28 protein-coding genes are annotated in these 25,378 nt (G+C 63.6%); 23 read left to right on the plus strand and 5 right to left on the minus strand.

What is annotated here, in order from left to right:
• Positions 1 to 114: 114 nt before the first annotated feature.
• Positions 115 to 1,416, minus strand: a complete 1,302-nt coding sequence (locus KUL25_RS19870; RefSeq protein WP_257894476.1) for an SNIPE associated domain-containing protein — start codon at positions 1,414 to 1,416, stop codon at positions 115 to 117.
• Between the two features lie 242 nt (positions 1,417 to 1,658).
• Between KUL25_RS19870 and KUL25_RS19875 the strand changes: the two genes are divergently transcribed.
• Positions 1,659 to 2,906 carry an MFS transporter gene (locus KUL25_RS19875; protein ID WP_257894477.1) on the plus strand — a complete coding sequence of 416 codons (1,248 nt, stop codon included), beginning with the start codon at positions 1,659 to 1,661 and terminating at the stop codon, positions 2,904 to 2,906.
• A gap of 12 nt (positions 2,907 to 2,918) precedes the next feature.
• Here KUL25_RS19875 and KUL25_RS19880 read toward each other — a convergent pair whose 3' ends face one another.
• Positions 2,919 to 3,338 carry a hypothetical protein gene (locus tag KUL25_RS19880; protein WP_257894478.1) on the minus strand — a complete coding sequence of 140 codons (420 nt, stop codon included), beginning with the start codon at positions 3,336 to 3,338 and terminating at the stop codon, positions 2,919 to 2,921.
• A gap of 147 nt (positions 3,339 to 3,485) precedes the next feature.
• On the opposite strand from KUL25_RS19880, the gene KUL25_RS19885 reads away from it, so the two are divergent.
• Both KUL25_RS19885 and KUL25_RS19890 read left to right on the plus strand, forming a co-directional pair.
• Complete coding sequence (locus tag KUL25_RS19885) at positions 3,486 to 4,358, plus strand: 50S ribosomal protein L11 methyltransferase (RefSeq protein WP_257894479.1); 873 nt, start codon at positions 3,486 to 3,488, stop codon at positions 4,356 to 4,358.
• 182 nt (positions 4,359 to 4,540) lie between these two features.
• The gene (locus KUL25_RS19890; RefSeq protein ID WP_257894480.1) at positions 4,541 to 4,855 is read left to right on the plus strand and encodes a hypothetical protein; all 315 of its coding nucleotides are present in this window, start codon (positions 4,541 to 4,543) and stop codon (positions 4,853 to 4,855) included.
• A 181-nt stretch (positions 4,856 to 5,036) separates the two neighbouring features.
• Here KUL25_RS19890 and KUL25_RS19895 read toward each other — a convergent pair whose 3' ends face one another.
• A complete protein-coding gene (locus tag KUL25_RS19895; protein ID WP_257894481.1) occupies positions 5,037 to 5,240 on the minus strand; it encodes a DUF1127 domain-containing protein in 204 nt (67 codons plus the stop codon).
• 382 nt (positions 5,241 to 5,622) lie between these two features.
• Here KUL25_RS19895 and ruvC point away from each other — a divergent pair, with 382 nt between their 5' ends.
• The 17 genes from ruvC (at position 5,623) to KUL25_RS19980 (ending at position 21,038) form a co-directional block, all read left to right on the plus strand.
• A complete protein-coding gene (gene ruvC / locus KUL25_RS19900; RefSeq protein WP_068355187.1) occupies positions 5,623 to 6,126 on the plus strand; it encodes a crossover junction endodeoxyribonuclease RuvC in 504 nt (167 codons plus the stop codon).
• Positions 6,123 to 6,818 carry a Holliday junction branch migration protein RuvA gene (ruvA, locus tag KUL25_RS19905; protein WP_257894482.1) on the plus strand — a complete coding sequence of 232 codons (696 nt, stop codon included), beginning with the start codon at positions 6,123 to 6,125 and terminating at the stop codon, positions 6,816 to 6,818. Before ruvC ends, ruvA begins: the two co-directional genes overlap by 4 nt.
• 119 nt (positions 6,819 to 6,937) lie before the next feature.
• Entirely contained in the window at positions 6,938 to 7,948 is a 1,011-nt protein-coding gene (gene ruvB / locus KUL25_RS19910) for a Holliday junction branch migration DNA helicase RuvB (protein WP_257894483.1), read from the plus strand.
• 77 nt (positions 7,949 to 8,025) lie between these two features.
• On the plus strand, positions 8,026 to 8,862 hold the full coding sequence (locus KUL25_RS19915) for a hypothetical protein (protein WP_257894484.1): 837 nt from the start codon (positions 8,026 to 8,028) through the stop codon (positions 8,860 to 8,862).
• Positions 8,859 to 9,488, plus strand: a complete 630-nt coding sequence (locus KUL25_RS19920; protein ID WP_257894485.1) for a hypothetical protein — start codon at positions 8,859 to 8,861, stop codon at positions 9,486 to 9,488. Before KUL25_RS19915 ends, KUL25_RS19920 begins: the two co-directional genes overlap by 4 nt.
• Positions 9,485 to 9,892, plus strand: a complete 408-nt coding sequence (gene ybgC, locus KUL25_RS19925; RefSeq protein ID WP_257894486.1) for a tol-pal system-associated acyl-CoA thioesterase — start codon at positions 9,485 to 9,487, stop codon at positions 9,890 to 9,892. The genes KUL25_RS19920 and ybgC overlap by 4 nt, the downstream gene beginning before the upstream one ends.
• A gap of 124 nt (positions 9,893 to 10,016) precedes the next feature.
• The gene (gene tolQ / locus KUL25_RS19930) at positions 10,017 to 10,709 is read left to right on the plus strand and encodes a protein TolQ (RefSeq protein WP_068355198.1); all 693 of its coding nucleotides are present in this window, start codon (positions 10,017 to 10,019) and stop codon (positions 10,707 to 10,709) included.
• Complete coding sequence (gene tolR / locus KUL25_RS19935) at positions 10,709 to 11,206, plus strand: protein TolR (protein WP_257894487.1); 498 nt, start codon at positions 10,709 to 10,711, stop codon at positions 11,204 to 11,206. The genes tolQ and tolR overlap by 1 nt, the downstream gene beginning before the upstream one ends.
• 19 nt (positions 11,207 to 11,225) lie before the next feature.
• The gene (locus KUL25_RS19940) at positions 11,226 to 12,404 is read left to right on the plus strand and encodes a hypothetical protein (protein ID WP_257894488.1); all 1,179 of its coding nucleotides are present in this window, start codon (positions 11,226 to 11,228) and stop codon (positions 12,402 to 12,404) included.
• Positions 12,401 to 12,895, plus strand: a complete 495-nt coding sequence (locus tag KUL25_RS19945; RefSeq protein WP_257894489.1) for a hypothetical protein — start codon at positions 12,401 to 12,403, stop codon at positions 12,893 to 12,895. The genes KUL25_RS19940 and KUL25_RS19945 overlap by 4 nt, the downstream gene beginning before the upstream one ends.
• Before the next feature lie 86 nt (positions 12,896 to 12,981).
• On the plus strand, positions 12,982 to 14,403 hold the full coding sequence (locus KUL25_RS19950) for a hypothetical protein (RefSeq protein WP_257894490.1): 1,422 nt from the start codon (positions 12,982 to 12,984) through the stop codon (positions 14,401 to 14,403).
• A gap of 53 nt (positions 14,404 to 14,456) precedes the next feature.
• A complete protein-coding gene (tolB, locus tag KUL25_RS19955; RefSeq protein ID WP_427854488.1) occupies positions 14,457 to 15,779 on the plus strand; it encodes a Tol-Pal system beta propeller repeat protein TolB in 1,323 nt (440 codons plus the stop codon).
• 62 nt (positions 15,780 to 15,841) lie between these two features.
• Positions 15,842 to 16,357 (plus strand): peptidoglycan-associated lipoprotein Pal, encoded by a 516-nt coding sequence (pal, locus tag KUL25_RS19960; RefSeq protein ID WP_068353650.1) that lies wholly within the window; start codon positions 15,842 to 15,844, stop codon positions 16,355 to 16,357.
• A gap of 1 nt (position 16,358) precedes the next feature.
• A complete protein-coding gene (ybgF, locus tag KUL25_RS19965) occupies positions 16,359 to 17,195 on the plus strand; it encodes a tol-pal system protein YbgF (RefSeq protein WP_257894492.1) in 837 nt (278 codons plus the stop codon).
• Between the two features lie 47 nt (positions 17,196 to 17,242).
• Positions 17,243 to 18,466 (plus strand): tRNA lysidine(34) synthetase TilS, encoded by a 1,224-nt coding sequence (gene tilS, locus KUL25_RS19970; RefSeq protein WP_257894493.1) that lies wholly within the window; start codon positions 17,243 to 17,245, stop codon positions 18,464 to 18,466.
• Between the two features lie 75 nt (positions 18,467 to 18,541).
• On the plus strand, positions 18,542 to 20,455 hold the full coding sequence (gene ftsH, locus KUL25_RS19975) for an ATP-dependent zinc metalloprotease FtsH (RefSeq protein WP_068353659.1): 1,914 nt from the start codon (positions 18,542 to 18,544) through the stop codon (positions 20,453 to 20,455).
• A 133-nt stretch (positions 20,456 to 20,588) separates the two neighbouring features.
• Complete coding sequence (locus KUL25_RS19980) at positions 20,589 to 21,038, plus strand: hypothetical protein (protein WP_257894494.1); 450 nt, start codon at positions 20,589 to 20,591, stop codon at positions 21,036 to 21,038.
• A gap of 131 nt (positions 21,039 to 21,169) precedes the next feature.
• On the opposite strand, the gene KUL25_RS19985 is transcribed toward KUL25_RS19980, so the two are convergent.
• Entirely contained in the window at positions 21,170 to 21,460 is a 291-nt protein-coding gene (locus KUL25_RS19985; RefSeq protein ID WP_257894495.1) for a sll1863 family stress response protein, read from the minus strand.
• 372 nt (positions 21,461 to 21,832) lie between these two features.
• Here KUL25_RS19985 and KUL25_RS19990 point away from each other — a divergent pair, with 372 nt between their 5' ends.
• From KUL25_RS19990 to folD, 3 genes are read left to right on the plus strand one after another with little or no spacing between them, the layout of a single operon-like run.
• Positions 21,833 to 23,509 carry a formate--tetrahydrofolate ligase gene (locus KUL25_RS19990; RefSeq protein WP_257891833.1) on the plus strand — a complete coding sequence of 559 codons (1,677 nt, stop codon included), beginning with the start codon at positions 21,833 to 21,835 and terminating at the stop codon, positions 23,507 to 23,509.
• Positions 23,510 to 23,511: 2 nt separating this feature from the next.
• A complete protein-coding gene (locus KUL25_RS19995) occupies positions 23,512 to 23,967 on the plus strand; it encodes an OsmC family protein (RefSeq protein ID WP_257894496.1) in 456 nt (151 codons plus the stop codon).
• Complete coding sequence (gene folD, locus KUL25_RS20000) at positions 23,964 to 24,890, plus strand: bifunctional methylenetetrahydrofolate dehydrogenase/methenyltetrahydrofolate cyclohydrolase FolD (protein WP_257894497.1); 927 nt, start codon at positions 23,964 to 23,966, stop codon at positions 24,888 to 24,890. The genes KUL25_RS19995 and folD overlap by 4 nt, the downstream gene beginning before the upstream one ends.
• A gap of 40 nt (positions 24,891 to 24,930) precedes the next feature.
• Here folD and KUL25_RS20005 read toward each other — a convergent pair whose 3' ends face one another.
• Positions 24,931 to 25,347, minus strand: coding sequence for a PaaI family thioesterase (locus KUL25_RS20005; RefSeq protein WP_257894498.1), 417 nt, complete (start codon positions 25,345 to 25,347; stop codon positions 24,931 to 24,933).
• Positions 25,348 to 25,378 lie beyond the last annotated feature (31 nt).

The raw sequence follows: 25,378 nt of genomic DNA on the forward strand, positions 1-25,378 counted from the left end.
CCGCAGGCGGCGGTCTTTACGCTTCGAGTGCGATGCACCCGCTTACGCCGTAAACGTCGGCTTTGCGGACGAAGCCAACTTTCGCAGCAGTTGCGCCATTGGCGGCTTTCGCGATTATATGGCTTCCGGCAATTCGTCTGATGGTAGTACTATGCCCTTCAACGCCTCTTTGCGTCGGGAAAGGGTTTCGTGCCATTCCTGCGCTTCACGGTCTGAGAAGAAGCTGGCGGACGGGGCAATGCGTTTCACAGCTTCCTCGACCTCCTCTAACCCGACTCGGAAAAACTCTTTACGCAAGTTGGAGGCGTTCACGCGTTGGTCTGAGAACTCTTTATGAAGAGCGCTTTCGAGGGCGGGAGCTTCATCCGAGTAGATCATGGCGTGGGTGTCGAAGCCAAAAGGGACGCTTGCGTCGCCAAGCTCTTTCACACGGTCATCGGGTTCAAGCCGTCGAGTGAGACCGATCTTCACCACATCCTCGCCGAAGGAACCGATATTCGAGATGATGTAGACGTAGCCGGATTTGGTCATCTCAGCCATTGCGCGGGCGCGTTCGCTTGTGGCGTGTGCTTCTGCCAAAGCGACTTCCAGCTCCGCGATGCGACCTTGATCTACCCCGACCTCAGAGCGCGCCTTGTCCAAGAGCTTCTGATATCGTTCCTCCTCCCGTTCTGCTGCTGCGGCTTCGGCCAACAGCTTTTTCTCTTCGCGTTCCGCGCGTGCCATCTCTGAGCGTTCTTGCTTCTCGATTTTAATGCGCTCACGATATTCATGGGTTGCGTGCAATTCGTCCAGCTTGAGGCTGACATACTGCTCACTGATACGCAGGCTCATGGACTCATTTGCTTTGTCGATTTGCGTGGCCGCGTTGACGATACGCTTCTCCATCGCGTTGACGTTGTTCCAGCGCGTGTTTGCGATTGAGGCTTCGCATTCGTTATTGAAGGCGCGCATGGTCAGACGGGTCTGGCGGTTAATCATCGTCTGACCTTTAGCGCGGCTTCCGTCCACCTGCCAGTCAGTCGGACAGAGGGTTGAGGTCTTGGCCGAGACCATTGCTTTCTGGCGATCACGGATGCGTTTGATCTCTTGCTTATACTCGTCAGCGTCGTTGAACTCGAAATGGGGCTCGTAGATGCCCAGCTCTGCGAAAGAGAGCTTTTCGTCATAAATTGCGACTTGTTGCTCTAGCTTTTTCAGCGTGGCGCGCTTCTCAGAATAAGAGCTACGTGTCTCGTCGATTTGCTTTTGTATCTCTGTTGCCGTTTCTGCTAGCGCCGAGACTTCTTCTTCGACAGACGTAATTGGCGCATATTTTTCCTTGAGCGATTCCGCGATCGCTTCCGCTTCCATAATCCGCTTTTCGCCGAGGTTCTTTGCGCCACGAGCGCGAAGCCAGAGGATCAAAAGGAGCACGGGTAAGAGCAACCAAGCGATTGCAAAAATTGTAATGGGGTCCACTTTCTGCAACCTTCCAATTTATTTCTGTCAAATTGACTAGTGCGGAAGAGACGACCAAGTAAATGGTTTTCAGGTCTTTGCTGCTCTATGACGAATGAGTAGTTTGGGCCTCACTCCCGCCCTTCGCTGCGGTGTGCGCATTCCTCTCTCCTCCCTCCCCCCTCGCCATCCCCGCGCGATGGGCGTAAAGCGGTTTCATGGCTCTTGGAGACTCCCTGAACACGATGACCCTGAAAGAGGGGCAGGACCTGCCGCTTTGGCGCAGGCCTGTCGCGCTGTTGGCGGTGATGTCCTTCGCCATGCCGATTGCCTTCGCCACCTGGTCCGCGCTTCTGAACAACTTCGTGGTCGAGGTCGCGTCCTTCGACGGGTCGGACATCGGGTGGTTGCACACGGTGCGCGAGATTCCGGGCTTCCTTGCCATCGGGGTGATCTTCCTGATCATCTTCATCCGCGAGCAAGTGCTGGGCCTTGTCGCCTTGATCCTGATGGGTACGGCGACCGCGATGACGGCGCAGTTCCCATCGCTGGGGGGGCTGTTGTTCGTGACGCTCTTCAGTTCCATCGGGTTCCACTACTACGAGACGGTGAACCAATCCCTGCAATTGCAATGGATCGACAAGAAACGCGCGCCGCAGGTCCTGGGATGGCTGATGAGCATCGGGTCAGGGGCCACGTTGCTGACCTATCTGCTGATTGTCGTCACGTGGCGCGCGTATGACCTGAGCTATGATTTCGTCTACTGGATCTCGGGCGGGGTGACGGCGGTGCTGGCGCTGGTGTCGCTGCTTTTGTATCCGCAGTTCGAGAGCCCCACGCCGCAGACCAAGAAGATGGTCCTGCGCCGCCGCTATTGGCTATATTATGCGCTACAGTTCATGTCCGGCGCGCGGCGGCAGATCTTCATGGTCTTCGCGGGCTTCATGATGGTCGAGCGCTACGGGTTCGAGGTGCACCAGATCACCGCGCTTTACATGGTGACGCTGTTGGCCAACATGGTCGCCGCGCCGTTTCTGGGGGGCCTCGTGGCCCGGTTCGGAGAGCGTCTGGCCTTGATCATCGAATACACCGGCCTTGCGATGATTTTCGTGCTGTATGCGGGGCTATACGTCTTTGACTGGGGATCTGGGCTGGCGGCGGCCTTGTATATCCTGAACCACATCTTCTTCGCCCTCGCGCTTGCGATCAAAACCTACTTCCAGAAAATCGCCGCCCCCGAGGATATCGCGCCAACGGCAGCCGTGGCCTTCACGATCAACCATATCGCCGCGGTGTTCCTGCCGGCGGGGTTGGGGTACCTGTGGCTGTCATCGCCCACGTCGGTGTTCGTGGCGGCCGCTGGCATGGCGCTGGTGTCGCTGGGGCTGTCGTTCCTTGTGCCGCGTCACCCTGAGGCGGGCTTCGAGACGACGGTCGCCCGCCTGAACGTGCATCCGGCAGAGTAGGCGACGCCGCGCTCAGGCATCGGTGGCACCGTCCCGGCACAGGGGGGCGATGTCGAAGAAGGTGATCTCTCCGTTCAGCAGATTGAACTGTAGCGCGCTTTCGCAACCGCTGTCGGTGGTGCCGGTACCGAGCAACGCGGCCGTGCGCTGGCCGTTGGTGGTGGAAAAGCTGAAGGTCGGGAAGTTGATCTGGGTATAGGGCTCCATCCCGGTCAGCATCGCGGCGAGGTCTTCGACGCTGTGACGCTCGGCGATCGAGGCGTGCAAAAGGGCGTGGGCCTCGGCGGTTTCACCGGCGGCGGCGTGGGTCATGAACAGGCGCGCGGTTTCGGCATCGCCTTTCTGGTCCTGAAAGCCGAAATAGATGGCACCCGCGACGACGATTGCGGCGCCCAGAAGGGTGACCAGAAGGCCGCGGGGTCCTTTGAGCATGATGTGTCCTCACTATGGTTGGGTGCAACGACCATGGCAGATCGGCGACAATCCGGCGATGTGGGGAAAACCTGCGGTGCTTTCTCGGGTTTGCCAAGGCGTCCAGAAGCGGATACCGACAGGCGAAACATCGCAGCCGGAGTTCTCATGCCCACTTGGACCGCCCTCACCACCTTGCCGAAAAAGCCCCCCGCCGAGGCGTTGGGCGAGGCCCTGGAGCAGTTGGACCCGACCCCCACCGGCGTGGGCGTCTTCGAGATGGAGGACGGATCGGGCCTTTTCGAGGTCGGGGCCTATTTCGTGGAGCCGCCCGACGAGGTGGCGCTGGCGATCCTTGCGGCGGCCTATGGTGCCAATGATTTCGCCGTCTCCGAGGTGCCCGATACCGATTGGGTCGCCCATGTGCGCCGAGAGCTGCACCCGGTCGAGGCCGGGCGCTTCTTCCTTTATGGCAGCCATGACGCGGACAAGGTTCCAGAGGGGTCCGTTCCGCTGCTGATCGAGGCTGCCATGGCGTTCGGGACAGGGCATCATGGGACGACAAAGGGCTGTCTCGAAGCCGTGGACAAACTGTTTACGTCCGGATTTTCGCCACAATCTGTGGCTGATATCGGCTGCGGTACGGCGGTGCTGGCGATCGCTGCGGCAAAGGTCTTGCGCCTTCCCGTCATGGCCTCGGACATCGATCCGCAGGCCGTCGATGTGGCCCTTGCCAATGCGGCGGCCAACGATGTGTCCGAGCTGGTTTCCTGCGTTGAGGCGGCCGGGTTCGATCATCCGGCCATTGCGGAAATCGGGCCCTATGATCTTGTTTTCGCTAATATTTTGAAGGGTCCGCTGGTGGAATTGGCGCCGGACGTCGCCACCCATACCAAGGCCGGGGGCTATGTCATCCTATCGGGTATTCTGAACCCCCAGGCCGACGACGTGATCGCCGCCTACAAGGCGCAGGGCCTTGAGCTTCACAGTCACGATCAGATCGGCGAATGGACGACGTTGACCCTGCGGAAGGCTCATTAACCGGTTCGGCTCTTGGTGACGTGAATTCGCCTAAAACTTGTCGCATTTGCGTTCGATATTCATTACAGTGAACCTCGGTGGGGGCAGTTTATGAGTAGAGCTGCCCAATGGTAAACGAAACTGAACACTTCAACGATCGCTTGAATCGGATCCAGCGGGTCCGTCGACGGAATCGTGGCGGCATGGGCTTTGTCGTGCATCCGGACGGCATCGTGGCACCCATCGGAAAACCCTCTTCGCGATTGCGCTTCGGCTTCCCCCTGAAAGGGGTGCTGGCGGGATTTGCGATTGCGGTGGCTGTGAAGGCCTACCTGATCTGGTTCCTTGGCGCCGACATCTATGCCCTCGAAGTTCAAGCCCTGCTGAATGGCGCACCCTTCGAGCAAATCGCAGCCATGGTTCTGATGCCTGACGCGCTGTCGGCCTGGTTGGTCGAGCGCTACGATGCGATCAATATCTTTATCCAAGCTGGACTGGCAGCGGGCGAGCCTGCCTGACAGCTGAAGCTTTTGCAGCCTGGGCCCGCCGTACGGGTGGGCCCGGCGCATCTGGCCTGCAAGGGGCGGGGATGGCCCGGGCAGGTCCATACTGGCACCTTGAAGGCGCAGCGCGCGCAAACGAAAAAGCGGCCGGGGAGCAATCCCCGGCCGCTTTTTTCGACTGATTTTCGGTTTCGCCTTAGCGGTAGTTGCGACCGGCCGCGATGTCATCGATATCGCCGCGGCACAGGCCAAGGTCATCGAGTTCGCGGTTGGACAGTGACGACAGGGCTTTGCGTGTCACACGCGCGTCATTCCAGGCGGCAACCTGGGCAACCAGATTGGAGAGCGCGCGCACGACATTGAAGCCTGCACCGAGGGGGCGGTTGGTGATCGAGGCCATTGGTCTCATCCTTTCCAGTTAGTGTTTCATCAGGTCTGACGGGGGCTTTTTGCCGTTCCGCGATGGACGGCAGGTAGTTGGGGAAATGCATCGAAACAAGCCGCTATTTTTGCATGGGTTCCATGTGTTTTTCGCATAGCTGCGATTTCGGTTAACATACCGTAAATACTACAAAAATCCGTGTTCCGACGTGTCGCGAACAGGCCTTGAAATGTCGACTTTGTCCCGTGTGCGCCGCGCTTGTCGAAAACGGATCGGCAAGTGTCGGCTTTGGAGGTCAGTCGCAGGATGCTTGGCGATGTTCGCGTTTCGTGCTAATGCGATAAAAAGGCCGAATAACGGGCTTGAATAACGGCCACGAACCATGGGCGGACAGGCGAGCATGCGCATAATTGGAATCGATCCGGGGCTCAGATCCCTCGGATGGGGGGTGATCGAGGCTCGGAACGGGCGCCTCAGTCACGTAGCCAACGGTCAATGCAAGACCGAAGGACGCGATCTGGCGATGCGGTTGCTATCGCTTCACACACAGTTGAGCGCCGTCATGGCCCACTATGCGCCGGATGCGGCGGCGGTGGAGCAGACGTTCGTGAACCGTGATGGGGCGGGGACGCTGAAACTGGGGCAAGCGCGCGGGATCGCGCTGCTGGTGCCAGCCCAGGCGGGCCTGAGCGTTGGGGAATATGCCCCAAATGCGGTAAAGAAGGCCGTCGTTGGCGTCGGCCACGCGGACAAGAAACAGGTAGAGCATATGGTAAAGCTGCAATTGCCCGGCTGTGCGCCGGCAGGCCCCGATGCGGCCGACGCGCTGGCGATTGCGATTTGTCATTCGTTTCACACCGCGACGGCCAATCGGTTGGCGGCTGCGATCGGAGCAGGCCGATGATTGGCAAGCTGACGGGGCGGCTGGATTATCGCGGCACTGACCACGCGTTGATTGACGTGGGTGGCGTGGGATATGTCGTCCATTGCTCGGACCGGACGCTGGCGGCCCTGCCGGGGCGCGGCGACGTCGTATCGCTTTATACCGAGCTTCTGGTGCGGGAAGACCTGTTGCAACTGTTCGGTTTCCTGACGCCCTACGAGAAGGAATGGCACCGGTTGTTGACGTCTGTTCAAGGCGTTGGCGCGAAGGCCTCGATGGCGATCCTGGGCACCCTTGGGGCAGAGGGGGCAGGCCGCGCGATCACGCTGGGGGATGCCACGGCGATCAAGGCGGCACCCGGCGTGGGGCCGAAATTGGCGCAGCGCGTGGTGATGGAGTTGAAAGACAAGGCCCCGGCCGTGATGGCGATGGGGGGGACGCTGAACGACGCGCTGGACGCGGTTGTCGAGGACGATGCGCCGGGGGCGGCTGCCGCTGCGGCTGTGGCCACCGCGCCGACCGCCGCGCCGACGCGCGCGCGATCCGCGTCCAATGCCCAGGCCGAGGCGCTTTCGGCGCTTCAGAACCTGGGCTACGGTCCCTCGGACGCGGCGCGGGCGGTGGCGCAGGCCGCCGATGAGGCCGCCGATCAGGCCTCTGAGACGCCCGACCTGATCCGCGCCGCCCTGCGGCTTCTGGCCCCCAGGGATTGAGCCCGATGCGCCCGCCCCCCGCGCCGCACCCAAAGCCTTGCAAGGCTTTGTACAAACCCTTGCAAGGGTTTGCTGCGCCCCATGGCAATCGGCACGTCCGGTTGCCATAAGGGGGCACCATGACCGAGCCCGACCCCACCTTGCGCCCCGACCGTCTTCCCGAAGATGATCGCGCGTTGCGCCCGCAATCGCTGGACGATTTCACCGGCCAGGAAGAGGCGCGCGCCAATCTGCGCGTTTTCATCGAAAGCGCGCGCAGGCGCGGTGAGTCGATGGATCACGTGCTGTTCCACGGCCCACCGGGGTTGGGGAAAACGACGCTGGCGCAGATCATGGCGAAGGAACTGGGTGTCGGGTTTCGGATGACCTCGGGGCCGGTCCTGGCCAAGGCGGGTGACCTGGCGGCCATTCTGACCAACCTTGAGGCGAAAGACGTACTATTCATAGACGAGATACACCGCCTGAACCCGGCGGTCGAAGAGGTACTCTACCCCGCCCTCGAAGACTTCGAGCTTGATCTGGTGATCGGTGAGGGGCCCGCGGCGCGGACCGTGCGGATCGAATTGCAGCCGTTCACGCTGGTCGGCGCAACCACGCGGCTGGGGCTTCTGACGACGCCGTTGCGGGACCGTTTCGGCATCCCGACCCGACTGAATTTCTATACAATTGAAGAGCTTGATCTGATCGTTGCCCGGGGCGCACGGTTGGCCGGGATTTCGGCAGACCCCAAGGGCACGGCGGAAATCGCAAAGCGCGCGCGTGGCACGCCGCGCATCGCGGGGCGGCTGTTGCGCCGCGTGATCGACTTTGCCGTCGTCGAAGGCGACGGGCGCCTGACACAGGAGATCGCGGATTCGGCGCTGACGCGGCTGGGGGTGGATGCCCTGGGCCTCGATGGGGCGGACAGGCGCTATCTCACCTTGATTGCCGAGAATTATCACGGTGGCCCTGTCGGGATCGAAACCGTCGCCGCCGCCCTGGCCGAGCCGCGCGATGCCTTGGAAGAGGTGATCGAGCCGTTCCTGCTGCAACAGGGCCTGATCGCGCGCACGCCGCGCGGGCGGATGCTGGCGCACAAGGGCTGGACACATCTGGGCTTGGCCCCGCCGCCCAGAGATCGTTTCATCTGAGGCGCAACTCATTGCATATGGCACTACAGGTCCGGGAGATGCCGTCCGAGGGCCATCGACCGAGGAGACCCGAAAAGATGCGATGGATGCTGCTTTTGCTGAGCCTGATGCTGCCCCTGACCCTGACGCTGCCCGTTGCGGCGCAAGTCACGTTGATCTCGGTCGATGCGATGGACACGCGGTTTGGACGCGTGGCGGTCGTCGGGCCGATCGGGGCGAACCGGTTGACGTTGGACGGCGTGCCTATCGAGGGGGTCGAGAACTGGGGGCTTCGTATTCTGGGCAGTTTCGCGCTGGCTGATGAGCCGTTTGACTACCTTTTGGTCAGCGACCACGGCGGGGGCAACGCCTGCGATCCGCCGATCCGGCTGCTGCGCATCACGCAAAGTGGCCCGATTGTGGGGCCGCTGGTGGGCGGCTGCGTCTACCCGATGGCGCTGGACGTGCGGCTTTTCCCCGGCCGGATCGAGATCGACACCCCCCACCGCGATCTGGGCATCGCGCGGGAGGTTTTCAGCTGGGATGGCACAGCGCTGCAAAGCCGAGAGGTCGCCGAGGCAGCGGCCACGGTCGCGCCCGGCGATCCACGGCAATGGGTGGGGCAGCACCCCTACGCGGCGCTGGACGACGCGGCCGAGCGTGTGCGCTTTGGACAGATCATGCGGGAGTGGCAGATCGAAGAGCTGGCCACGCGCATCGGTCCGGCCAATTCGGTGATTGAGCGCGACGGCTGGGTTCTGGGGGCAGGGTGCATGGCCCACAATTGCAACACGCGCCGGGGGGTGTGGGGCATCCGCATCGCCGATGGCGTCCCGGCGGCGGCGACGATGGACGTGGGACTAAGCGCGCGCAGCTACGGCACCGCCGCGAACGACCCGGTGTTCCGGGCCTGGATCGAAGAGAATATGCCATGACCCCAGAAGCCGTTGAACAGTTCTTCACCCGCGCCGATGGGCAGTTCCTGTTTGCCCGTTGGGGGCGGCCCATCGTGCCGATCGTTTTTGGGGTCGAAGATTCCACGATCAGCGTCTTCAAGGGCGCGATCGAGGCCGTCGTGGCCTTGGCCGACCACAAGATGGCCGAGCATGATCCCGAACTGGGCGCCAACCTGATGGTGTTCTTCATCCGCGATTGGGCGGAATTGACCGCGACGCCGAACCTTGACCGTTTGATCCCCGACCTTGCGCCCTTGGTCACGCGGCTGGAGCAGGCGCAGGCGAACCAGTACCGCAGTTTCCGCTTTGACGCGGAGGGCGGCATCAAGGCGGCCTTCGTGTTCATCCGCATGGATGACGCAATGGCGCAGGCCAGCGCCGACACGATTGCCCTGTCGCAGATCGTCCAGACGATCCTGTTGTGGAGCGACACGGCGTTTCTGGGCACGTCGCCCCTGGCCATCTTGAAAGACGACGGGCCCGCTGTCCTCAAGCCCGAGATCGCCGACATCATCCGCGCCGCCTACGATCCGGTCTTGCCCGTGGCAGCGACGGATGCGTCGTTGGCCCTGCGGTTGTCTGCCCGGATCGGAGGCCTCCAATGATCCACCTTTGGCCCCTGCGCGTGTATTATGAAGATGTCGATCTGGCAGGCATCGTCTACTACGCCAATTACCTGAAGTACCTGGAACGGGGGCGCTCGGAGATGGTGCGCGAGGCCGGGATCAGCCAGCTGGAGATGAAAGCGGCGGGGCTGGTTTTTGCCGTCCGGAGGGTGGAGGCCGATTACCTGAAACCCGCCAACTACGATGACGAACTGGTGGTGGAAACCCGTCTGGATCGCCTGAAAGGGGCCAGTTTCGACATGCCCCAGCGCGTTTTGAGGGGCGATGACGTGCTGCTGGCGGCGCGGATCAAGGTCGTGATCATCGACTCACAAGGCCGTGCAGCCAGACTTCCGGCGGATATTCGCGCAAAAGTCACAGCGATCACGGCAAGTGACAGCTAGTTACGCAGAAGTGTTCGCCATGGGGCTTCCCACCTGCTAAACTAAGGCACAAATGAGGCGCGAAAATAGCGCCCGCACGTTGACATACGGTGTTGAGGCCGGGGCAGAGGACAGCAGAAGACTTATGGAAACTGAAACGCTCGCGTTGGCGAATGAGGCGGATTTTACCCTCATCGCTCTTTTCTTTCGTGCAAGCCTGATCGTTCAGTTGGTGATGATCGCGTTGATCATCGCCTCTGTCTGGGTTTGGGCGATTGCCTTCTCGAAATTTGCCATGTTCCGCCGCTCGCGCGCGAATGCGGCGGTGTTCGATGCGGCGTTCTGGTCCGGTGAGCCGCTGGATGAGTATTATGACAAGGTTGCCGATGCGCCGAGGTCGGCGTCCGAGCGGGTCTTCGTGGCGGGCATGACGGAATGGCGGCGCAGCTTGCGCGATGACGGGGCGTTGATCCCGGGCGTGCAGCAGCGGGTCGACCGGTCGATGGATGTGGCGATTGCGCGGGAATCCGCGCGCATGACCAACGGGTTGACCTTCCTTGCCACCACCGGCGCGACTGCGCCGTTCGTGGGCCTGTTCGGCACGGTCTGGGGCATCATGCGGTCATTCCAGGAAATCGCGATCAGTGGCCAGACGTCCCTGGCCGTGGTCGCCCCCGGTATCGCCGAGGCGCTGTTGGCGACGGGTCTGGGCCTGTTGGCGGCGATCCCGGCGGTTATCCTTTACAACAAGCTGTCGAATGACGCCGATGGGATCATCGGGACGTACGAGAGCTTTGCGGACGAATTCTCGACCCTTCTCAGCCGGCAGCTTGACTGATGGGCGCGTCGGTCGCACAGCGCGGCGGCGGTGGCCGTCGCAGGGGCAGGGGGCGGCGCGGTGGCGCGCAGCCGATGGCCGAGATCAACGTCACGCCCTTCGTGGACGTGATGTTGTGCCTGTTGATCATCTTCATGGTGGCGGCTCCGCTGATGACGGTGGGGGTTCCGATCGATCTGCCCGATACCTCTGCCGAGGCCTTGCCGTCCGAGCAGGAAGAACCGCTGACGGTGACGCTTGCCGCCGACGGGCGGGTGATGTTGCAGACCACGGAGATCGCGCGAGACGAGATCATTCCCCGCCTGCAAGCCATTGCAGCAGAACGCGATAGCCCGCGCATCTTTGTGCGCGCAGATGGCGGCATCCCCTATGCGGAGGTGATGGAGGTCATGGGCGCGTTGAACGCCGGTGGTTTCCGCGAAATCGGCTTGGTGACGGACGCGGGTGGCCCCAGACTTGACGGCGGTCTGGATGGCACCGCCGGAACAGGGGAGTGACAGGGCAATGCCCCAGGACATGCGTCTCTCTCTTTACGCCTCTGGAACGTTGCACGTGGGTCTTTTGGCCTGGGTGGCGTTTGGCGGGTTGCTGTTTGACCGCAGCCCGGAGGTTGAGTTCGAGGTGACCGGCGTGACGCTGATGTCCGTGTCTGAATTCGAGGCCCTGACAAGGGCTGTGCCAACGCCTTTGGTCGATCCGGCCCCGGCGGCGTTGGCGCAGCCCGCCTTGCCCGAGGATGTCGCCGCCCCCACGGCCGAGGCCCCGCCCCCCGCGCAGGACGCGCCGGCTGAAACGCAAGCCCCCCCGCCAGAGCAGACCCCCGTACCGGTCGAGCCTGTCCCCGACACGCAGGTGACCGACGAGGTCGCAACGCTCGCCCCCCCGCCCGGCGCGCCCGATGCCGCCGTGGCACCGACGCCGCGCCCGGATCAGGCGCCGCGTGTGGCGCCCGTGGCCGCGCCGCTGCCAGCACCCGACGTGGAAACCGCGCCGGATGTGTTGGAGCAGACGACCGAGCCTGAAGTGGCCGATGACATGCCGGTGGAAGAGGCGCCCGAGACCGCCCCCGAGCAGGCCACGACTGAAATCGTGACCGAGGCGGAAGAGCCCGCAGCAGCACCCTTGGGCCCGACGTCGTCCGTGCGCCCCACGGCCCGGCCCGCGCGACCTGCCCCGGTAGAAGAGCCCGTGGAAGTCGCGGCTGCCGTTGAACCCGCTGCGGAGGCGCCCGTGGAGACGCCTGCGGAGACCCCAACGGAAACCCCTTCCGAAGCGCCGGAGGCAGAGGTTGACCCGCTTGCCGCCGCCATCGCCTCGGCGGTTGCGGATGCCGTGGAAACACCGACCCCGACACCCGCCGCGCCGTCCGGTCCGCCGCTGAGCCAAGGGGTGCGCGATGGCTTCCGGGTCGCGGTGCAGGCCTGCTGGAATGTCGGTGCGCTGTCGACCGAGGCGTTGGGCACCACCGTTGTGGTGGCCTTCGACATGGCCCGTGACGCGCGGCCCGATGCGGGCACGATCCGAATGATCGAGTTCTCTGGCGGCACCCAGGCGGCGGCCAACCAGGCCTATGAAGCGGCGCGGCGGGCGATCATTCGCTGCGGCGCGAACGGGTTTGACCTGCCGTTGGAAAGCTATGACCGTTGGAGCCAGATCGAGCTAGTCTTCAACCCGGAAGGGATGCGCCTGCGATGATCCGTCTTGCCTTGATCCTGAGCCTCATTGCCACGCCCGTTCTGGCCGACACGGTGCCAATGCCACGCCCCGACGGCTTGGTGGAGCGCGCGCGCGCAGCGGCTCAGGCGGCAGCCGAGGCAGAGGCCGAGGCCGAGGCAGGGGGGACGATGGTGGCGCAGGCGGCACCCCCCGATCGCGCGGCGATTGCGGCGCAGATCAGCGAGGCCATTCGGGCCTGCTGGAACGTCGGCGCATTGTCGGAAGAGGCCATGGCCGTCAGCATCCGTCTTGGGTTTGACACCACGCCCGAGGGCGAAGTCATACGCGAGAGTATCGAGATGCTCGAGTTCTCGAACGGCACCCAGGATGCCGCAGAAGAGGCTCTTGTGCAGGCGTTTGCCGCGATCATGCGCTGCGGCAACGACGGCCTTGATCTGCCGTCCGAGACTCATCCGATCTGGCAACGGATCGAAATGACGTTTGACGCGGGGAGTGTTGCAACGCGATGATCCGCCTGGCCCTCCTTTTCAGTGTACTGGCTACCCCGTTGGCGCATGTTGCAGCGGCCCAGACGGCGTTGAGCGACCGTCCGGGGATGTGGATATCCGTTCCCGGCACCTCGGCGTCCGTCGTGCAAGCGCCCGCAGGCGAGGCGGTTATCCTTGAACCGCCCTCATCCGGCCCGCTGATTACCGGCACTTCCGGCCCCGGCGTGGTCCTGACGGCGCCGGAACCAGCGGCGCTGATCGCGCCGCCTGTGGTACCCGAGACACGGCCCGTGCCGCGCCCTAGGGAAAGGGTCGCGGTCGGTGAGGTTGACCCCGCCGCGGTAGCGACAGAAACCCCCGTCGCGGTGGTGACAGAAACTACCGTCGTGAGTGCCGAGGTCCCCACGCCACCCGCCCCGGCGATGCCAGCGCCAGAAACGCGCCCGCTGCCACGGCCCGAGACGGCGATGACTGCGGCCTTGGCCGAGGCCCTGGCCGCACAGATCGCGGCAGAGGCCCAGGCGATCATGGTTGCCGCCCCGCGCACCTTGCCCCTTGTGGCAGAGATCGCGCCCTACGACGCACTGGCGCCCGCCCATCCCCAGATCCCCCCCCAGATGACCCTCGAGATCGTTCCCGAGGCGGCGGTACGCGGGCCCGCCCCGGTGCGGGTGCTGACCCCACCCAGTGTCGCCCCGATGTTGACGATGGCCTTCGCGCCGGTCGCGCGGGCCGAGGCGCCTGCGCCTATGTCGGCGGTCATGTTGCCGGTTCAAGGCCCCGCAACGCGCCCCGTCGTGCAGCCAGTGGCCTTCATCATGCCGCCACTGGAATCCTCGCCGATTCTGCCGCGCCTGCATCCCTCGGGGCCGGCTGCACAGGACGCGGTCGCGCAACTGGCATCGGCGCGCACGGCCCCGCTGTCGGCGGTTCTGTTGCCGTCCCCGGCAGGCCAGGCCGCGCCCGTGCTGCGCCTTGCGCGGACGGCGCCACCGGCCCGCGATCCGTTCCCGTTTTCGGCGCTGCCACCCTCGGAATTGCCTGTGGGCCCGGAAAGCCTGACGCGTGCGATCCAGCCGCCGCCCCCCTTTGTGGAGGCCAATGCCGCCGTTTTGGCCGGGCAGCCATCGGTGATCCCGGTACGGATGCCCGCGATAGTACCCTCGGCCACGCCAAGCTTCGATGTTCCGGTCGCGGACCCGGACGCCGCCGTGGAATTGCCCGCGCCGGATCCGGGCGCCGTGGCGCGGATGGTCGATGACGTCACGATTTGCTGGCGCCTGGCAGAGATGGGCATGGAAGCGCAATGGGCGCGGCTGTCGGTCGACGTGGCGCTTGACGAAACCAACATGCCCTCGGCGGAGTCGATCCGGCTGACGGGCTTTGCCCGCGTCCTTTCGGGCGCGGCGGAAGAAGCGTACCGCGCCGCCCATGCGGCGCTGATGGGATGCGCGGCGGCGACGCCTGCGGCACCCGCGACCACATCCACGACCCTTGTCTTTGATCGCAGCGGGGTGCGTTTGCAATGATGCGCCAGCTTTGTGCCTATTTTTAAAGGAGGTCTCACATGTTGAACCGCCGCATGTTTATCCATTCTACCTCGGCCTTGGCCACGTCCACGGTGCTGCCGGGGTTTGCCCTCGCACAGTCCGGCCCGCTGCGGTTGGAAATCACCGAAGGCGTGATCGAGCCGTTGCCCTTTGCCTTGCCGACATTCCTGGCCGAGGGCGGCACAGATGATGTCGCCGCCGACGTCAGCCGCGTGATCGCGGCGGATCTGCGCGGGACCGGGTTGTTTCGGCAGATCCCACCCGATGCCTACATCAGCCAGGTGACCAACTTCAGCGCCCCCGTGGCCTATCCCGATTGGCAGGCGATCAACGCCCAGGCGCTGATCACGGGCCAGGTCGAGCAACGCGCCGACGGTCAGTTGGTCGTGCGGTTCCGCCTGTTCGATGTCTTCAGCCAGGCCCCCCTGGGCGAGGGGCTGCAATTCGTCGGCCCGGCGGATTCGTGGCGGCGCATGGCCCATACGGTGGCCGATCAGGTCTATTCGCGCATCACCGGGGAAGGCGGCTACTTCGACACCCGCGTGGCCTTCATCGCCGAAGAGGGGCCGAAGAACGCCCGCCTGAAGCGTCTGGCGATCATGGATTACGATGGCGCGAATGTGCAGTACCTGACCGACAGCCGCGCGATTGTGCTGGCGCCGCGCTTCTCGCCGCAAGGGGACCGGATCCTTTACACCAGCTACGAATCCGGCTTCCCGCAGGTCTACATCATGGATGTGGCCACCGTTCAGCGCCGCCCGCTGGAGGCGATCCCGGCCGAGACGATGACCTTCTCGCCGCGCTTCAGTCCTTCGGGGCAATCGGTGGTGTTCAGCCTCGTGGATGGATCGAACACGGACATCTATTCGCTGGATCTTGCGACGGGGACGCGCACGCGCCTGACGCAGGCGCCTTCGATCGAGACGGCGCCGTCGTTCTCACCGGATGGCACTGAGATCACCTTCGAGAGCGACCGTTCGGGAGGGCAGCAAATCTACATTATGTCCGCGAGCGGTGGTGAGGCGCGGCGCGTGTCCGCAGGCACCGGGCGCTATGGCACTCCGGTCTGGTCGCCGAGGGGCGACTACATCGCCTTCACCAAGCAGGAAAACGGGCGCTTCCACATCGGCGTGATGCGCACCGACGGCTCGGAAGAGCGGTTGCTGACGTCGTCGTTCCTGGATGAGGGGCCAACATGGGCACCCAACGGCAGGGTCATCATGTTCACCCGCGAAACGCCCGGCGATGACGGCGCGCCAGCGGTCTATTCGGTCGATATCTCGGGGCGGAACCTGCAACGGGTGGCGACGCCCGGCATGGCATCGGACCCGGCATGGTCGCCGCTTCAAACGTAATTGGCCTGGGTGCAACGCCCATGCTATACCGGTAAAAACTTAAGATCCGAGGATCAGAGCACATGACATTTTCTTTCCTGAAACCAGTCCTTCTGGTGACGACCCTGGCCCTTGCGGCCTGTTCCCAAGGGGGCCTGAACGGCGATGACGCAGGCGGGGCCGGCGGCATCGGTGCAGGCGGCATCGGGGCGGGCGGCGTGGGTGATCCCACAAGCCCGGCCTATTTCAACGAGGTCGTGGGCGACCGTGTCCTTTTCGCCGTCGATCAATCCACCCTGTCGTCCGAGGCGCAGGGCGTCCTGGCGGGGCAGGCCCAATGGCTGTTGTCCAACCCCGAGTTCACCGCCCTGATCGAGGGTCACGCGGATGAGCAGGGTACGCGGGAATACAACCTTGCGCTTGGCGCGCGCCGCGCCGCCGCAGTGCGGGAATACCTGGTGAGCCAAGGCGTGCCCGATAGCCGCCTGCGCACCATCTCCTACGGCAAGGAGCGTCCATTGCAGATCTGCTCGTCCGAGGCGTGCTACAGCCAGAACCGCCGTGCCGTCACGGTGATCTCTGCCGGTCTGGGGGCGTAAGATGCGTCTGGCCCTGGCAGTTTGTTGCGCGCTGATCGCGGGGCCCGCGGTCGCCCAGGACAACGCGCAGACCTTGGCGGATATCCGGCAGGAACTGTCGGTGCTTTACGTCGAAATCCAACGTCTTCGCGGGGAGTTGAACACCACCGGCGGGGCGTCTGGATCAGGCGCAAGTGGCTCCATGTTGGACCGGGTGAATGCCATTGAGGCGGAGGTCACGCGGCTGACGTCCCTGACCGAGCGGTTGCAATTGGACGTGGACAACGTCGTGCGCGATGGCACAAACCGGATCGGTGATCTGGAGTTCCGCCTGTGTGAGTTGGAGCCGTCCTGCGATATCGCGTCGCTTGGCGAAACGCCGTCGCTGGGGGGCGTTGTGCCGACGTCCAATGGCACCGCCGGTACCCTCCCACAGGTCCCTGCGGGGCCGTCCACGCCGGCACCCACCGGCCTGGCGGTGGCGGAACAGGCCGACTTCGACCGCGCCAATGCGGCGTTCGAGGCAGGCGACTTCGCCGATGCCGTTACCGGATTCCAGACCTTCGTGGATACCTATCCCGGCTCGCCCCTGTCCGCCGATGCCCACTACCTGCGCGGAGAGGCCGAGGCCAACCTGGGCCGATGGAACCCCGCTGCGCGGGCTTTCCTTGCGGCGTTCTCGGCGGGACCAGACGGGCCCCGTGCGCCGATCGCGCTGACCTCGCTTGGGGTCGCTCTTGCGCAGATCGGTCAGCCGGAAGAGGCCTGCCTGACGTTGGCCGAGGTCGCCGTGCGCTTCCCTGGCAGCGCGTCCGTTGCGGAAGCGCAATCCGAAATGGGGCGTTTGGGCTGCCAGTGACGGCAGGGGCCGCACCCCCAGGCCTGCCCCACCGCTTTGCTGCGCAGATGGGGCGGCTGTTGGGGCCTGATTTTCCGACCCGGATCGCGCTGGCCGTCAGCGGTGGCGGCGACAGCATGGCGATGCTGGCGCTGGCCCACGACTGGGCGCGGGTTTTTGGCGTTGGCCTTCATGTGGTCACAGTCGATCATGGCCTGCGGGCGGAAAGCTGCGAGGAGGCCACTCAAGTGGCCGAGGAGTGCGCCGCCCTTGGCCACCCCCACACCACGCTGCGCTGGCACTGGGACGGCACCGGCAACCTCCAAGACGCGGCGCGCCGTGCGCGGCTGCGGCTGATCGGCGATTGGCGCGGGGATATCGCCCATGTTCTTTTCGCCCACACCCAAGATGATCAGGCCGAAACCCTGCTTATGCGGCTGGCCCGCGGCTCGGGCGTTGAGGGGCTGTCGGCCATGGCCGAGACCCGCGACATGGGCGGCTGGCAGATCGTCCGGCCCCTGTTGTCCGAGACCCGCGCCGCGTTGCGTCACTACGCGGATGTCTTGCGCCTTCCTTACGTCGATGACCCTTCCAACGAGGATACCACCTACGACCGCGTGCGCATGCGCCGTGCGATTGCCGCCGTGGATCTTGACGTCGGCACCCTGGCCGAGACCGCCACGCGCATGGCCCGGGCGCGAGAGGCGTTGGAAGCCCGTGCCGGGGACGTGGCGCGCGTCTGTATTGCCGAGGATGTGGTCCAGGGCGCAGCCACCGGTGACCTCCTTATTGACCGCGACGCCTTCGCCCCGGTGGAGCGGGACACGCAATTGCGCCTGCTGGCGGCGGCGCTGCGGTGGGTGGCGCAGGCCCCCTACCGTCCCCGCGCCCGTGCGCTTGACGGGTTGCTGGACCGCATGCTGGGGGGCGGTGGCGGCACGTTGCATGGCGCGCAAGTCATCGTGACGCCGACCCACGTGCGGGTGTGCCGTGAATTTGCGGCCGTGCGGGACCTGCGCGTCACTCTTCAGCACGAGGCGATCTGGGACAGCCGCTGGCATATCTGCACCGACACGCCCGGCTTGACCCTGCGCGCGCTGGGGCCCGACGGCTGGCAGCAACTGCCGGCGCGGCCGGGTGACGGCGCGCCCCATGATGCGGCGATCGCGCGTCCGGCGTTGTTCGACGGCGCCCGTCTGGTGGCCTGCGCTGCGACCACGCACGGACCGAAATTCAAGGCGACGTTGCGCGCAAAACCGGAGTCTTTCGTCGCATCGCTGCTTTCGCGTTGAACTCAGTGCGGCAAGGCTTATCTTACTGGTAACACGCGGGCACGGTCCGCGCTTTCCCGGTTGAGGAGATTTGCCTTGGGCAACGCGAGAAATATCGCATTTTGGGTCATCTTATTCTTGTTGATCCTGGCGCTGTTCAATCTGTTTTCAGGCGGACAGACGCAAGTGAATAGCCGCACCGTGGCCTATTCGGATTTCGTGCAGCAGGTTGAAAACGGTAGCGTTATCTCGGCCACGCTGGACGGAGAGAACGTGCAGTTCACCACCGGTGAGGGGGCATTCTCGACCATCGCCCCGGCGGATGCCGAGACCACGAATACGCTTCTGACCAACGACGTCCGCATCGAGGCGCGCGCGCAGCAGCAGTCAGGCTTCCTGAGTGTGCTGTCGCTGTGGCTGCCGGTTCTGGTGCTGATCGGCATCTGGATTTTCTTCATGAACCGGATGCAGGGCGGCGGCAAAGGCGGGGCCATGGGCTTCGGCAAGTCCAAGGCGAAGCTGCTGACCGAAAAGCACGGTCGCGTGACGTTCGATGACGTGGCGGGCATCGACGAGGCCAAGGAAGAGCTGGAAGAGATCGTGGAATTCCTGCGCAATCCGCAGAAGTTCTCGCGCTTGGGTGGTAAAATTCCCAAGGGCGCGCTGCTGGTGGGCCCTCCGGGTACTGGTAAGACGCTTCTGGCGCGTGCGATTGCGGGCGAGGCGGGCGTGCCGTTCTTCACCATCTCGGGCTCTGACTTCGTGGAGATGTTCGTGGGCGTGGGTGCAAGCCGCGTGCGCGACATGTTCGAGCAGGCGAAAAAGAACGCGCCCTGCATCGTGTTCATCGACGAAATCGACGCCGTGGGCCGCTCGCGCGGTGCCGGCTACGGCGGCGGTAACGACGAGCGGGAACAGACGCTGAACCAGTTGCTGGTTGAGATGGACGGTTTCGAGGCCAATGAGGGCATCATCATCGTCGCCGCCACCAACCGCCCCGACGTGTTGGACCCTGCGCTGCTGCGTCCGGGTCGGTTCGACCGTCAGGTTCAGGTGCCCAACCCTGACATCAAGGGCCGCGAGCGTATCTTGGGCGTTCATGCCCGCAAGGTGCCGTTGGGTCCCGACGTGGATTTGCGCATCATCGCGCGCGGTACGCCGGGTTTCTCGGGTGCCGATCTGGCGAACCTGGTGAACGAATCCGCCCTTACGGCGGCGCGCATCGGGCGTCGCTTCGTGACGATGGACGACTTTGAGTCCGCGAAGGACAAGGTCATGATGGGCTCCGAGCGGCGCTCCATGGTGATGACCGAGGATGAGAAAAAGCTGACCGCTTACCATGAGGCAGGCCACGCCGTTGTGGGTCTGAACGTGCCGGATCATGACCCGATCCACAAAGCCACGATCATCCCCCGGGGCCGTGCGTTGGGTCTTGTGCTGTCGCTGCCAGAGCGGGATCAACTCAGCGTTTCGTACCGCAAATACACATCGAAAATCGCTATGGCGATGGGCGGTCGCGTGGCAGAGGAATTGGTGTTCGGCAAAGAGCATATCACCTCGGGCGCGTCGTCGGACATCCAGCAGGTCACGCGGATCGCCCGCGCGATGGTCACGCAATTCGGCTATGCTGAAGAACTTGGCTACGTGGATTACGCCAACGAGCAGCAGTCGCATCTGGGGCCCTATGGGGGTGGAACGACGCACTCGGCTGACACGCAGAAGATCATCGACGACAAGGTTAAGGAGCTGGTGGAAGAGGGATACCAAACCGCCAAACGCATCCTGACCGAGAAGCGCGAAGATCTGGAGCGGCTGGCGCAGGGACTGTTGGAATATGAGACCCTGACTGGCAAAGAGATCACCCGCGTGATTGCCGGAGAGGCGCTCAATCGCGGCGACGACGATGATGAGGCGCCGACGTCGGGTGGCACCCCTTCCGTCACCGCGATCCCGAAGTTGAAGCCCAAGTCCAAGCCCTCGGGCGACATGGAGCCTGAACCGTCGGCGTAAATGCCAAGGGCCTGATTGGGTGATGAAGATTTCTGGCAGAGGCCCCGGCCCATGAACGCTATGTATCGGGTCGGGCCTTTGGTTGTTAGCGCAACGCTTGTTGTTCTTGCGGTGATCACCTTTTTGCGTAGGTGTGGACCGGACGTTGCTTCATGAAGGCGGCGCGTTCGAAGTCGCCTCAGCCGCACTTTGGCTTTTCACCTCGGCCTACGCGGTCTTGGGCCAGGTTCCGGATCGTCGTCTTGCGGGCTGGCTGGCTGGATTGTTCAACGTTTTTTTCCTGCGCGAGTTGGATTTCCACGACTGGTGGTTCGATCCGGGTCTGTTGCATGTGAAGGTCCTGACCGGCGCCGCGCCGCTGTGGCAAAAGGCGGTCAGTCTGGGCGCGATGGTTGGTATTCTCGCGGTGGTGTTCGCTGTCGGTTGGTTGGGCATTGGCCGCTTCGTCCGTGCGCTCCGCGCCCGGGATACGCCGGCATGGCTCTTGTTGGTCGCGATGGGATGTGCGGCGACCAGTTCTCAACTCGATGGGTTGGGACGCACGCTTGAGCCCTACGGTATCCAGATCGATGCGGCTGTCTAGGATGCCGCCATTTTCTTGGAAGAAACATTGGAAATCGCCTTCCCAATGCTAATCATTCTGGCTCTGTCGCTGGCCCTCAAACGCAAACGGGTGGGGTAGACCGCCAAGGTGGTGCCACCCCACACGGGGGCTTAGCCCATCATCTTTTTGCGCGCCTCTTCCATCTGCGCTTCCATATCTTTCCAAGCCTTCTGCATGCTGGCTTGAACGTCTTTTGCGGCCTCCATGTTGGCTTTTCCAAGCTCTTCCATGTGCTTTTCGGCCTGCTTGCGCTGCTCGTTCAGCGCTTCCATCTGCTTGACCATCTGCGCTTGGCCCGCTTCACCGGCCTCCTGCATCTTGGCTTGCATTTTCGTCATCTCGGCGCCCCAGGCATCCATCTGCGCCTTGGCCTGAGCCATGAAGTCTTTTGGGTCTGTCATCAGTCAATCTCCTTTATACAAGGAGAGCTTAACACAGATCGGAAAAGAAAGGCGCTGCGGTCTATACGCCCGCGACGACGGCGATCCCGGCGGTCATACCCAAGACGAGGCCGGTGTAAATCATCAAGCTGATCGTGTGGATGCGCATGGTTTTTCCCCCAGTGTTCTGTCCGCCCACTGTCGTGGGGTTCCCTTAAAAAACGGTTTAAGCGGTAAGATTGTTCCATCGGCGTCCGCGTTTTCCTTTCGGAAACGGCGGGTGCGTTCGATGGCGTGATGCCCTGCGAAAATGTCGGAATTGGCCCTATCCCCCACCTCTGCGCCCGGTATAGCCGAGTGAGGCACCGCAATTTCGCGACTGGAGACCGCACCATGGGCTACAAATCTGACATTGAAATCGCTCGTGAGGCGCGCAAGCGGCCGATCCAGGAGGTTGGCGCGAAGATCGGTATCGAGAGTGCGGATCTGCTTCCCTACGGCCACGATAAGGCCAAGGTTAGCCAATCGTTCATCAATTCCGTGCAGGATCGCGACAACGGCCACCTGATTCTGGTGACCGCGATCAATCCGACGCCCGCTGGAGAGGGCAAGACAACGACCACGGTGGGTCTGGGCGACGGCCTGAACCGCATCGGCAAGAACGCGATGGTGTGTATTCGCGAGGCGTCCCTTGGGCCGAACTTCGGGATGAAGGGTGGCGCTGCGGGCGGCGGCTACGCGCAGGTTGTCCCGATGGAGGATATGAACCTCCACTTCACCGGGGATTTCCACGCGATCACCTCGGCCCACTCGTTGCTGTCGGCGATGATCGACAACCACATCTATTGGGGCAATGAGCTGGAAATCGACACCCGCCGCGTCGTCTGGCGCCGCGTGGTGGACATGAACGACCGTGCGCTGCGGCAGATCACGACGTCCCTTGGCGGCGTGGCCAACGGTTTCCCGCGGGAGGCCGGCTTTGACATCACCGTCGCATCGGAGGTGATGGCGATCCTGTGCCTGGCCAAGGACCTCAAGGACCTGCAGGAAAAACTGGGGGCGATGATCGTGGCCTACCGCCGCGACCGCAGCCCGGTTTATGCGCGCGACATCAAGGCCGACGGCGCGATGACGGTGCTGTTGAAGGATGCGATGCAGCCCAACCTGGTGCAGACGTTGGAGAACAACCCGGCCTTCGTGCACGGTGGCCCCTTCGCCAACATCGCCCACGGCTGCAACTCGGTCATTGCGACGTCCACGGCGTTGAAACTGTGTGACTACGTGGTGACGGAAGCGGGCTTTGGCGCGGACCTTGGGGCTGAAAAGTTCATGAATATCAAGTGCCGCAAGGCGGGCCTGGCGCCCTCTGTGGTGGTCGTGGTGGCCACCGTGCGCGCGATGAAGATGAACGGCGGCGTCGCGAAAGCGGACCTGGGCGCGGAGAACGTGGAGGCGGTCAACAGCGGCTGCGCTAACCTTGGGCGCCACATCGAGAACGTCAAATCCTTTGGCGTGCCGGTGGTCGTGGCGATCAACCACTTCGTCACCGACACCGACGCCGAAGTGCAGGCGGTGAAGGATTACGTCGCCTCCCAAGGGGCCGAGGCGGTGCTGTCGCGGCACTGGGAACTGGGCGGCGAGGGCTCGGCGCCGCTGGCCGAAAAGGTCGTCGAAGTGATCGAAAAGGGCGAGGCGGATTTCCACACGCTCTACCCCGACGACATGCCCCTGGCCGAGAAGATCCAGGCCGTCTGCAAAGGCATCTACCGCGCCGATGAGGCGGTGATGGACAAGAAAACCCTCGATCAGTTGAAGCTGTGGGAGGATCAGGGCTATGGCAACCTGCCCGTCTGCATGGCGAAAACCCAGTACTCCTTCACCACCGACCCGAACGAGCGGGGCGCGCCGACGGGCTTCACCATCCCCGTCCGCGAAGTGCGCCTGAGCGCGGGCGCCGGCTTCATCGTCGCGGTCTGCGGCGAGATCATGACCATGCCGGGCCTGCCCCGCAAACCCTCGGCCGAGGCCATCCACCTCAACAACGCGGGCGAGATCGAGGGGCTGTTCTGAACATGCATGAAGCCCGCGTGATCTGGCAGTCGAGCGGCGATTTTGCCGCCAATCGCTATACGCGCGGGCACATGTGGCGCTTTGATGGGGGGGCGGAGGTCGCGGCCTCCGCCTCGCCGTCGGTGGTGCCGGAGCCCATGTCAAACGCCGCTGCCGTGGACCCGGAAGAGGCGTTCATCGCTTCCATTTCATCTTGTCACATGCTGTGGTTTCTGGACTTCGCCCGGCAAGCGGGCTTCGAGCCACGCCGCTATGAGGACCGCGCCACAGGCGCTCTGGTGCGCAAGGATGGCACGACGTGGATTCCCCGCGTCGACCTGAACATTCTCGTCACATGGGCGGTCGCCCCCGACGCCGACACCCACACAGCGCTGCACGATCAAGCGCATCACGCCTGTTTCATCGCGAATTCTGTCAAGACAGAGATCGTGGTCAATCTACTGGAGGACGCCCCATGACGGACGTTTCAAATGATCGCACCTCGGGTGCGAAAATTATCGACGGAAAGGCCTTTGCTGCGACTGTGCGCGCACAGGTGGCCGAGCATGTGGCGCGCCTGAAGGCGGATCACGGGATCACGCCGGGCTTGGCGGTGGTGCTGGTCGGCGAGGACCCCGCCAGCGAGGTCTATGTGAGTCACAAGCACAAGGCGACGGTCGAGGTCGGTATGGCATCGTTCGAGCACAAGCTGCCTGCCGATGCATCGGAAGAAGAGCTGTTCGCGCTGATCGACAAGTTGAATGCGGACCCGAATGTCCACGGTGTCCTTTGTCAGTTCCCCGTCCCCGACCATCTGGATGAGCGCCGCACAGTCGCGCGCATCGACCCTGCCAAGGACGTCGACGGGTTGAGCGTGACCAATGCGGGCCTTCTGTCGACCGGCGGGAAAGCCCTGGTCAGCTGCACGCCCCTGGGGTGCCTGATGCTTTTGCGTGCCGAATTTGACAGCTTGTCTGGCAAAGAGGCCGTGGTGGTGGGGCGTTCGAACCTTTTCGGCAAACCCATGGCACAACTGTTGCTTGGCGATAATTGCACCGTGACCATCGCCCATTCGCGCACGAAGGACCTGGCCGAAGTCTGCCGCCGCGCCGACATTCTGGTGGCCGCCGTGGGCCGCGCCGAGATGGTCCGGGGCGATTGGGTCAAGCCAGGCGCAACCGTGATCGATGTAGGCATCAGCCGCGTGCCGCACCCCGACAAGCCGGGCAAGACGAAACTGATCGGAGACGTGAACTTCGCGGAAGCGGTAGAGGTTGCGGGCGCGATCACGCCCGTGCCGGGGGGCGTCGGGCCCATGACCATTGCCTGCCTGCTGGCCAACACCATCACGGCCTGTTGCCGGGCCAATGGGTTGGAAGAGCCTGAGGGGTTGACCGCCTAGGTCGGGACGTCAGCCTAGGATCAACACCGCCAAAGGGGCGTCATACCGGGATCATCGTGCCCTGTAGCAAGGCCACGTCGTGGAGGCTGCCATCATCGGCCTCCGCCTGAACGGTGCAGCGGGTGATGACCAGCCTGCGGCCCGCTTTCACGACTTCGCCAGTGGCCAAAAGCCGCCTACCGGCTGCCGGTGCTACCAGATTGATCTTCATTTCCACCGTCATCACCTCTGCGTCCGCCGCCATGACGCTTAGCGCCGCGTAGCCCGAGGCGCTGTCGCCCAAGGCAAAGCTCGCGCCCGCATGGGCCACGCCGTGCTGTTGAGAGACTTCACGCGTTATTGGCAACTCAAGCACCACGCGACCTTCTTCTATATGATTAATCCTGCACCCGAGTGTTTGCATCAATCCTTGGCGGGCAAAGCTTTCCCTAATGCGGAGGTCTTTCGTTTCATCCATCGGTGATAAGTCCAATTTTCATTCAGAACGC

The sequence above is a fragment of the Gymnodinialimonas phycosphaerae genome (genome assembly GCF_019195455.1).
In the GTDB taxonomy this organism is placed as follows: Bacteria; Pseudomonadota; Alphaproteobacteria; order Rhodobacterales; family Rhodobacteraceae; genus Gymnodinialimonas; species Gymnodinialimonas phycosphaerae.

Bases quoted from the DNA above. Each gene is read 5' to 3' on its own strand.
- KUL25_RS19875 (WP_257894477.1), top strand. From the start codon at position 1,659: ATGGCTCTTGGAGACTCCCTGAACACGATGACCCTGAAAGAGGGGCAG.
- KUL25_RS19880 (WP_257894478.1), bottom strand. From the start codon at position 3,338: ATGCTCAAAGGACCCCGCGGCCTTCTGGTCACCCTTCTGGGCGCCGCA.
- KUL25_RS19885 (WP_257894479.1), top strand. From the start codon at position 3,486: ATGCCCACTTGGACCGCCCTCACCACCTTGCCGAAAAAGCCCCCCGCC.
- KUL25_RS19890 (WP_257894480.1), top strand. From the start codon at position 4,541: ATGGGCTTTGTCGTGCATCCGGACGGCATCGTGGCACCCATCGGAAAA.
- KUL25_RS19895 (WP_257894481.1), bottom strand. From the start codon at position 5,240: ATGGCCTCGATCACCAACCGCCCCCTCGGTGCAGGCTTCAATGTCGTG.
- ruvC (WP_068355187.1), top strand. From the start codon at position 5,623: ATGCGCATAATTGGAATCGATCCGGGGCTCAGATCCCTCGGATGGGGG.
- ruvA (WP_257894482.1), top strand. From the start codon at position 6,123: ATGATTGGCAAGCTGACGGGGCGGCTGGATTATCGCGGCACTGACCAC.
- ruvB (WP_257894483.1), top strand. From the start codon at position 6,938: ATGACCGAGCCCGACCCCACCTTGCGCCCCGACCGTCTTCCCGAAGAT.
- KUL25_RS19915 (WP_257894484.1), top strand. From the start codon at position 8,026: ATGCGATGGATGCTGCTTTTGCTGAGCCTGATGCTGCCCCTGACCCTG.
- KUL25_RS19920 (WP_257894485.1), top strand. From the start codon at position 8,859: ATGACCCCAGAAGCCGTTGAACAGTTCTTCACCCGCGCCGATGGGCAG.
- ybgC (WP_257894486.1), top strand. From the start codon at position 9,485: ATGATCCACCTTTGGCCCCTGCGCGTGTATTATGAAGATGTCGATCTG.
- tolQ (WP_068355198.1), top strand. From the start codon at position 10,017: ATGGAAACTGAAACGCTCGCGTTGGCGAATGAGGCGGATTTTACCCTC.
- tolR (WP_257894487.1), top strand. From the start codon at position 10,709: ATGGGCGCGTCGGTCGCACAGCGCGGCGGCGGTGGCCGTCGCAGGGGC.
- KUL25_RS19940 (WP_257894488.1), top strand. From the start codon at position 11,226: ATGCGTCTCTCTCTTTACGCCTCTGGAACGTTGCACGTGGGTCTTTTG.
- KUL25_RS19945 (WP_257894489.1), top strand. From the start codon at position 12,401: ATGATCCGTCTTGCCTTGATCCTGAGCCTCATTGCCACGCCCGTTCTG.
- KUL25_RS19950 (WP_257894490.1), top strand. From the start codon at position 12,982: ATGTGGATATCCGTTCCCGGCACCTCGGCGTCCGTCGTGCAAGCGCCC.
- tolB (WP_427854488.1), top strand. From the start codon at position 14,457: ATGTTTATCCATTCTACCTCGGCCTTGGCCACGTCCACGGTGCTGCCG.
- pal (WP_068353650.1), top strand. From the start codon at position 15,842: ATGACATTTTCTTTCCTGAAACCAGTCCTTCTGGTGACGACCCTGGCC.
- ybgF (WP_257894492.1), top strand. From the start codon at position 16,359: ATGCGTCTGGCCCTGGCAGTTTGTTGCGCGCTGATCGCGGGGCCCGCG.
- tilS (WP_257894493.1), top strand. From the start codon at position 17,243: ATGGGGCGGCTGTTGGGGCCTGATTTTCCGACCCGGATCGCGCTGGCC.
- KUL25_RS19985 (WP_257894495.1), bottom strand. From the start codon at position 21,460: ATGACAGACCCAAAAGACTTCATGGCTCAGGCCAAGGCGCAGATGGAT.
- KUL25_RS19990 (WP_257891833.1), top strand. From the start codon at position 21,833: ATGGGCTACAAATCTGACATTGAAATCGCTCGTGAGGCGCGCAAGCGG.
- KUL25_RS19995 (WP_257894496.1), top strand. From the start codon at position 23,512: ATGCATGAAGCCCGCGTGATCTGGCAGTCGAGCGGCGATTTTGCCGCC.
- folD (WP_257894497.1), top strand. From the start codon at position 23,964: ATGACGGACGTTTCAAATGATCGCACCTCGGGTGCGAAAATTATCGAC.
- KUL25_RS20005 (WP_257894498.1), bottom strand. From the start codon at position 25,347: ATGGATGAAACGAAAGACCTCCGCATTAGGGAAAGCTTTGCCCGCCAA.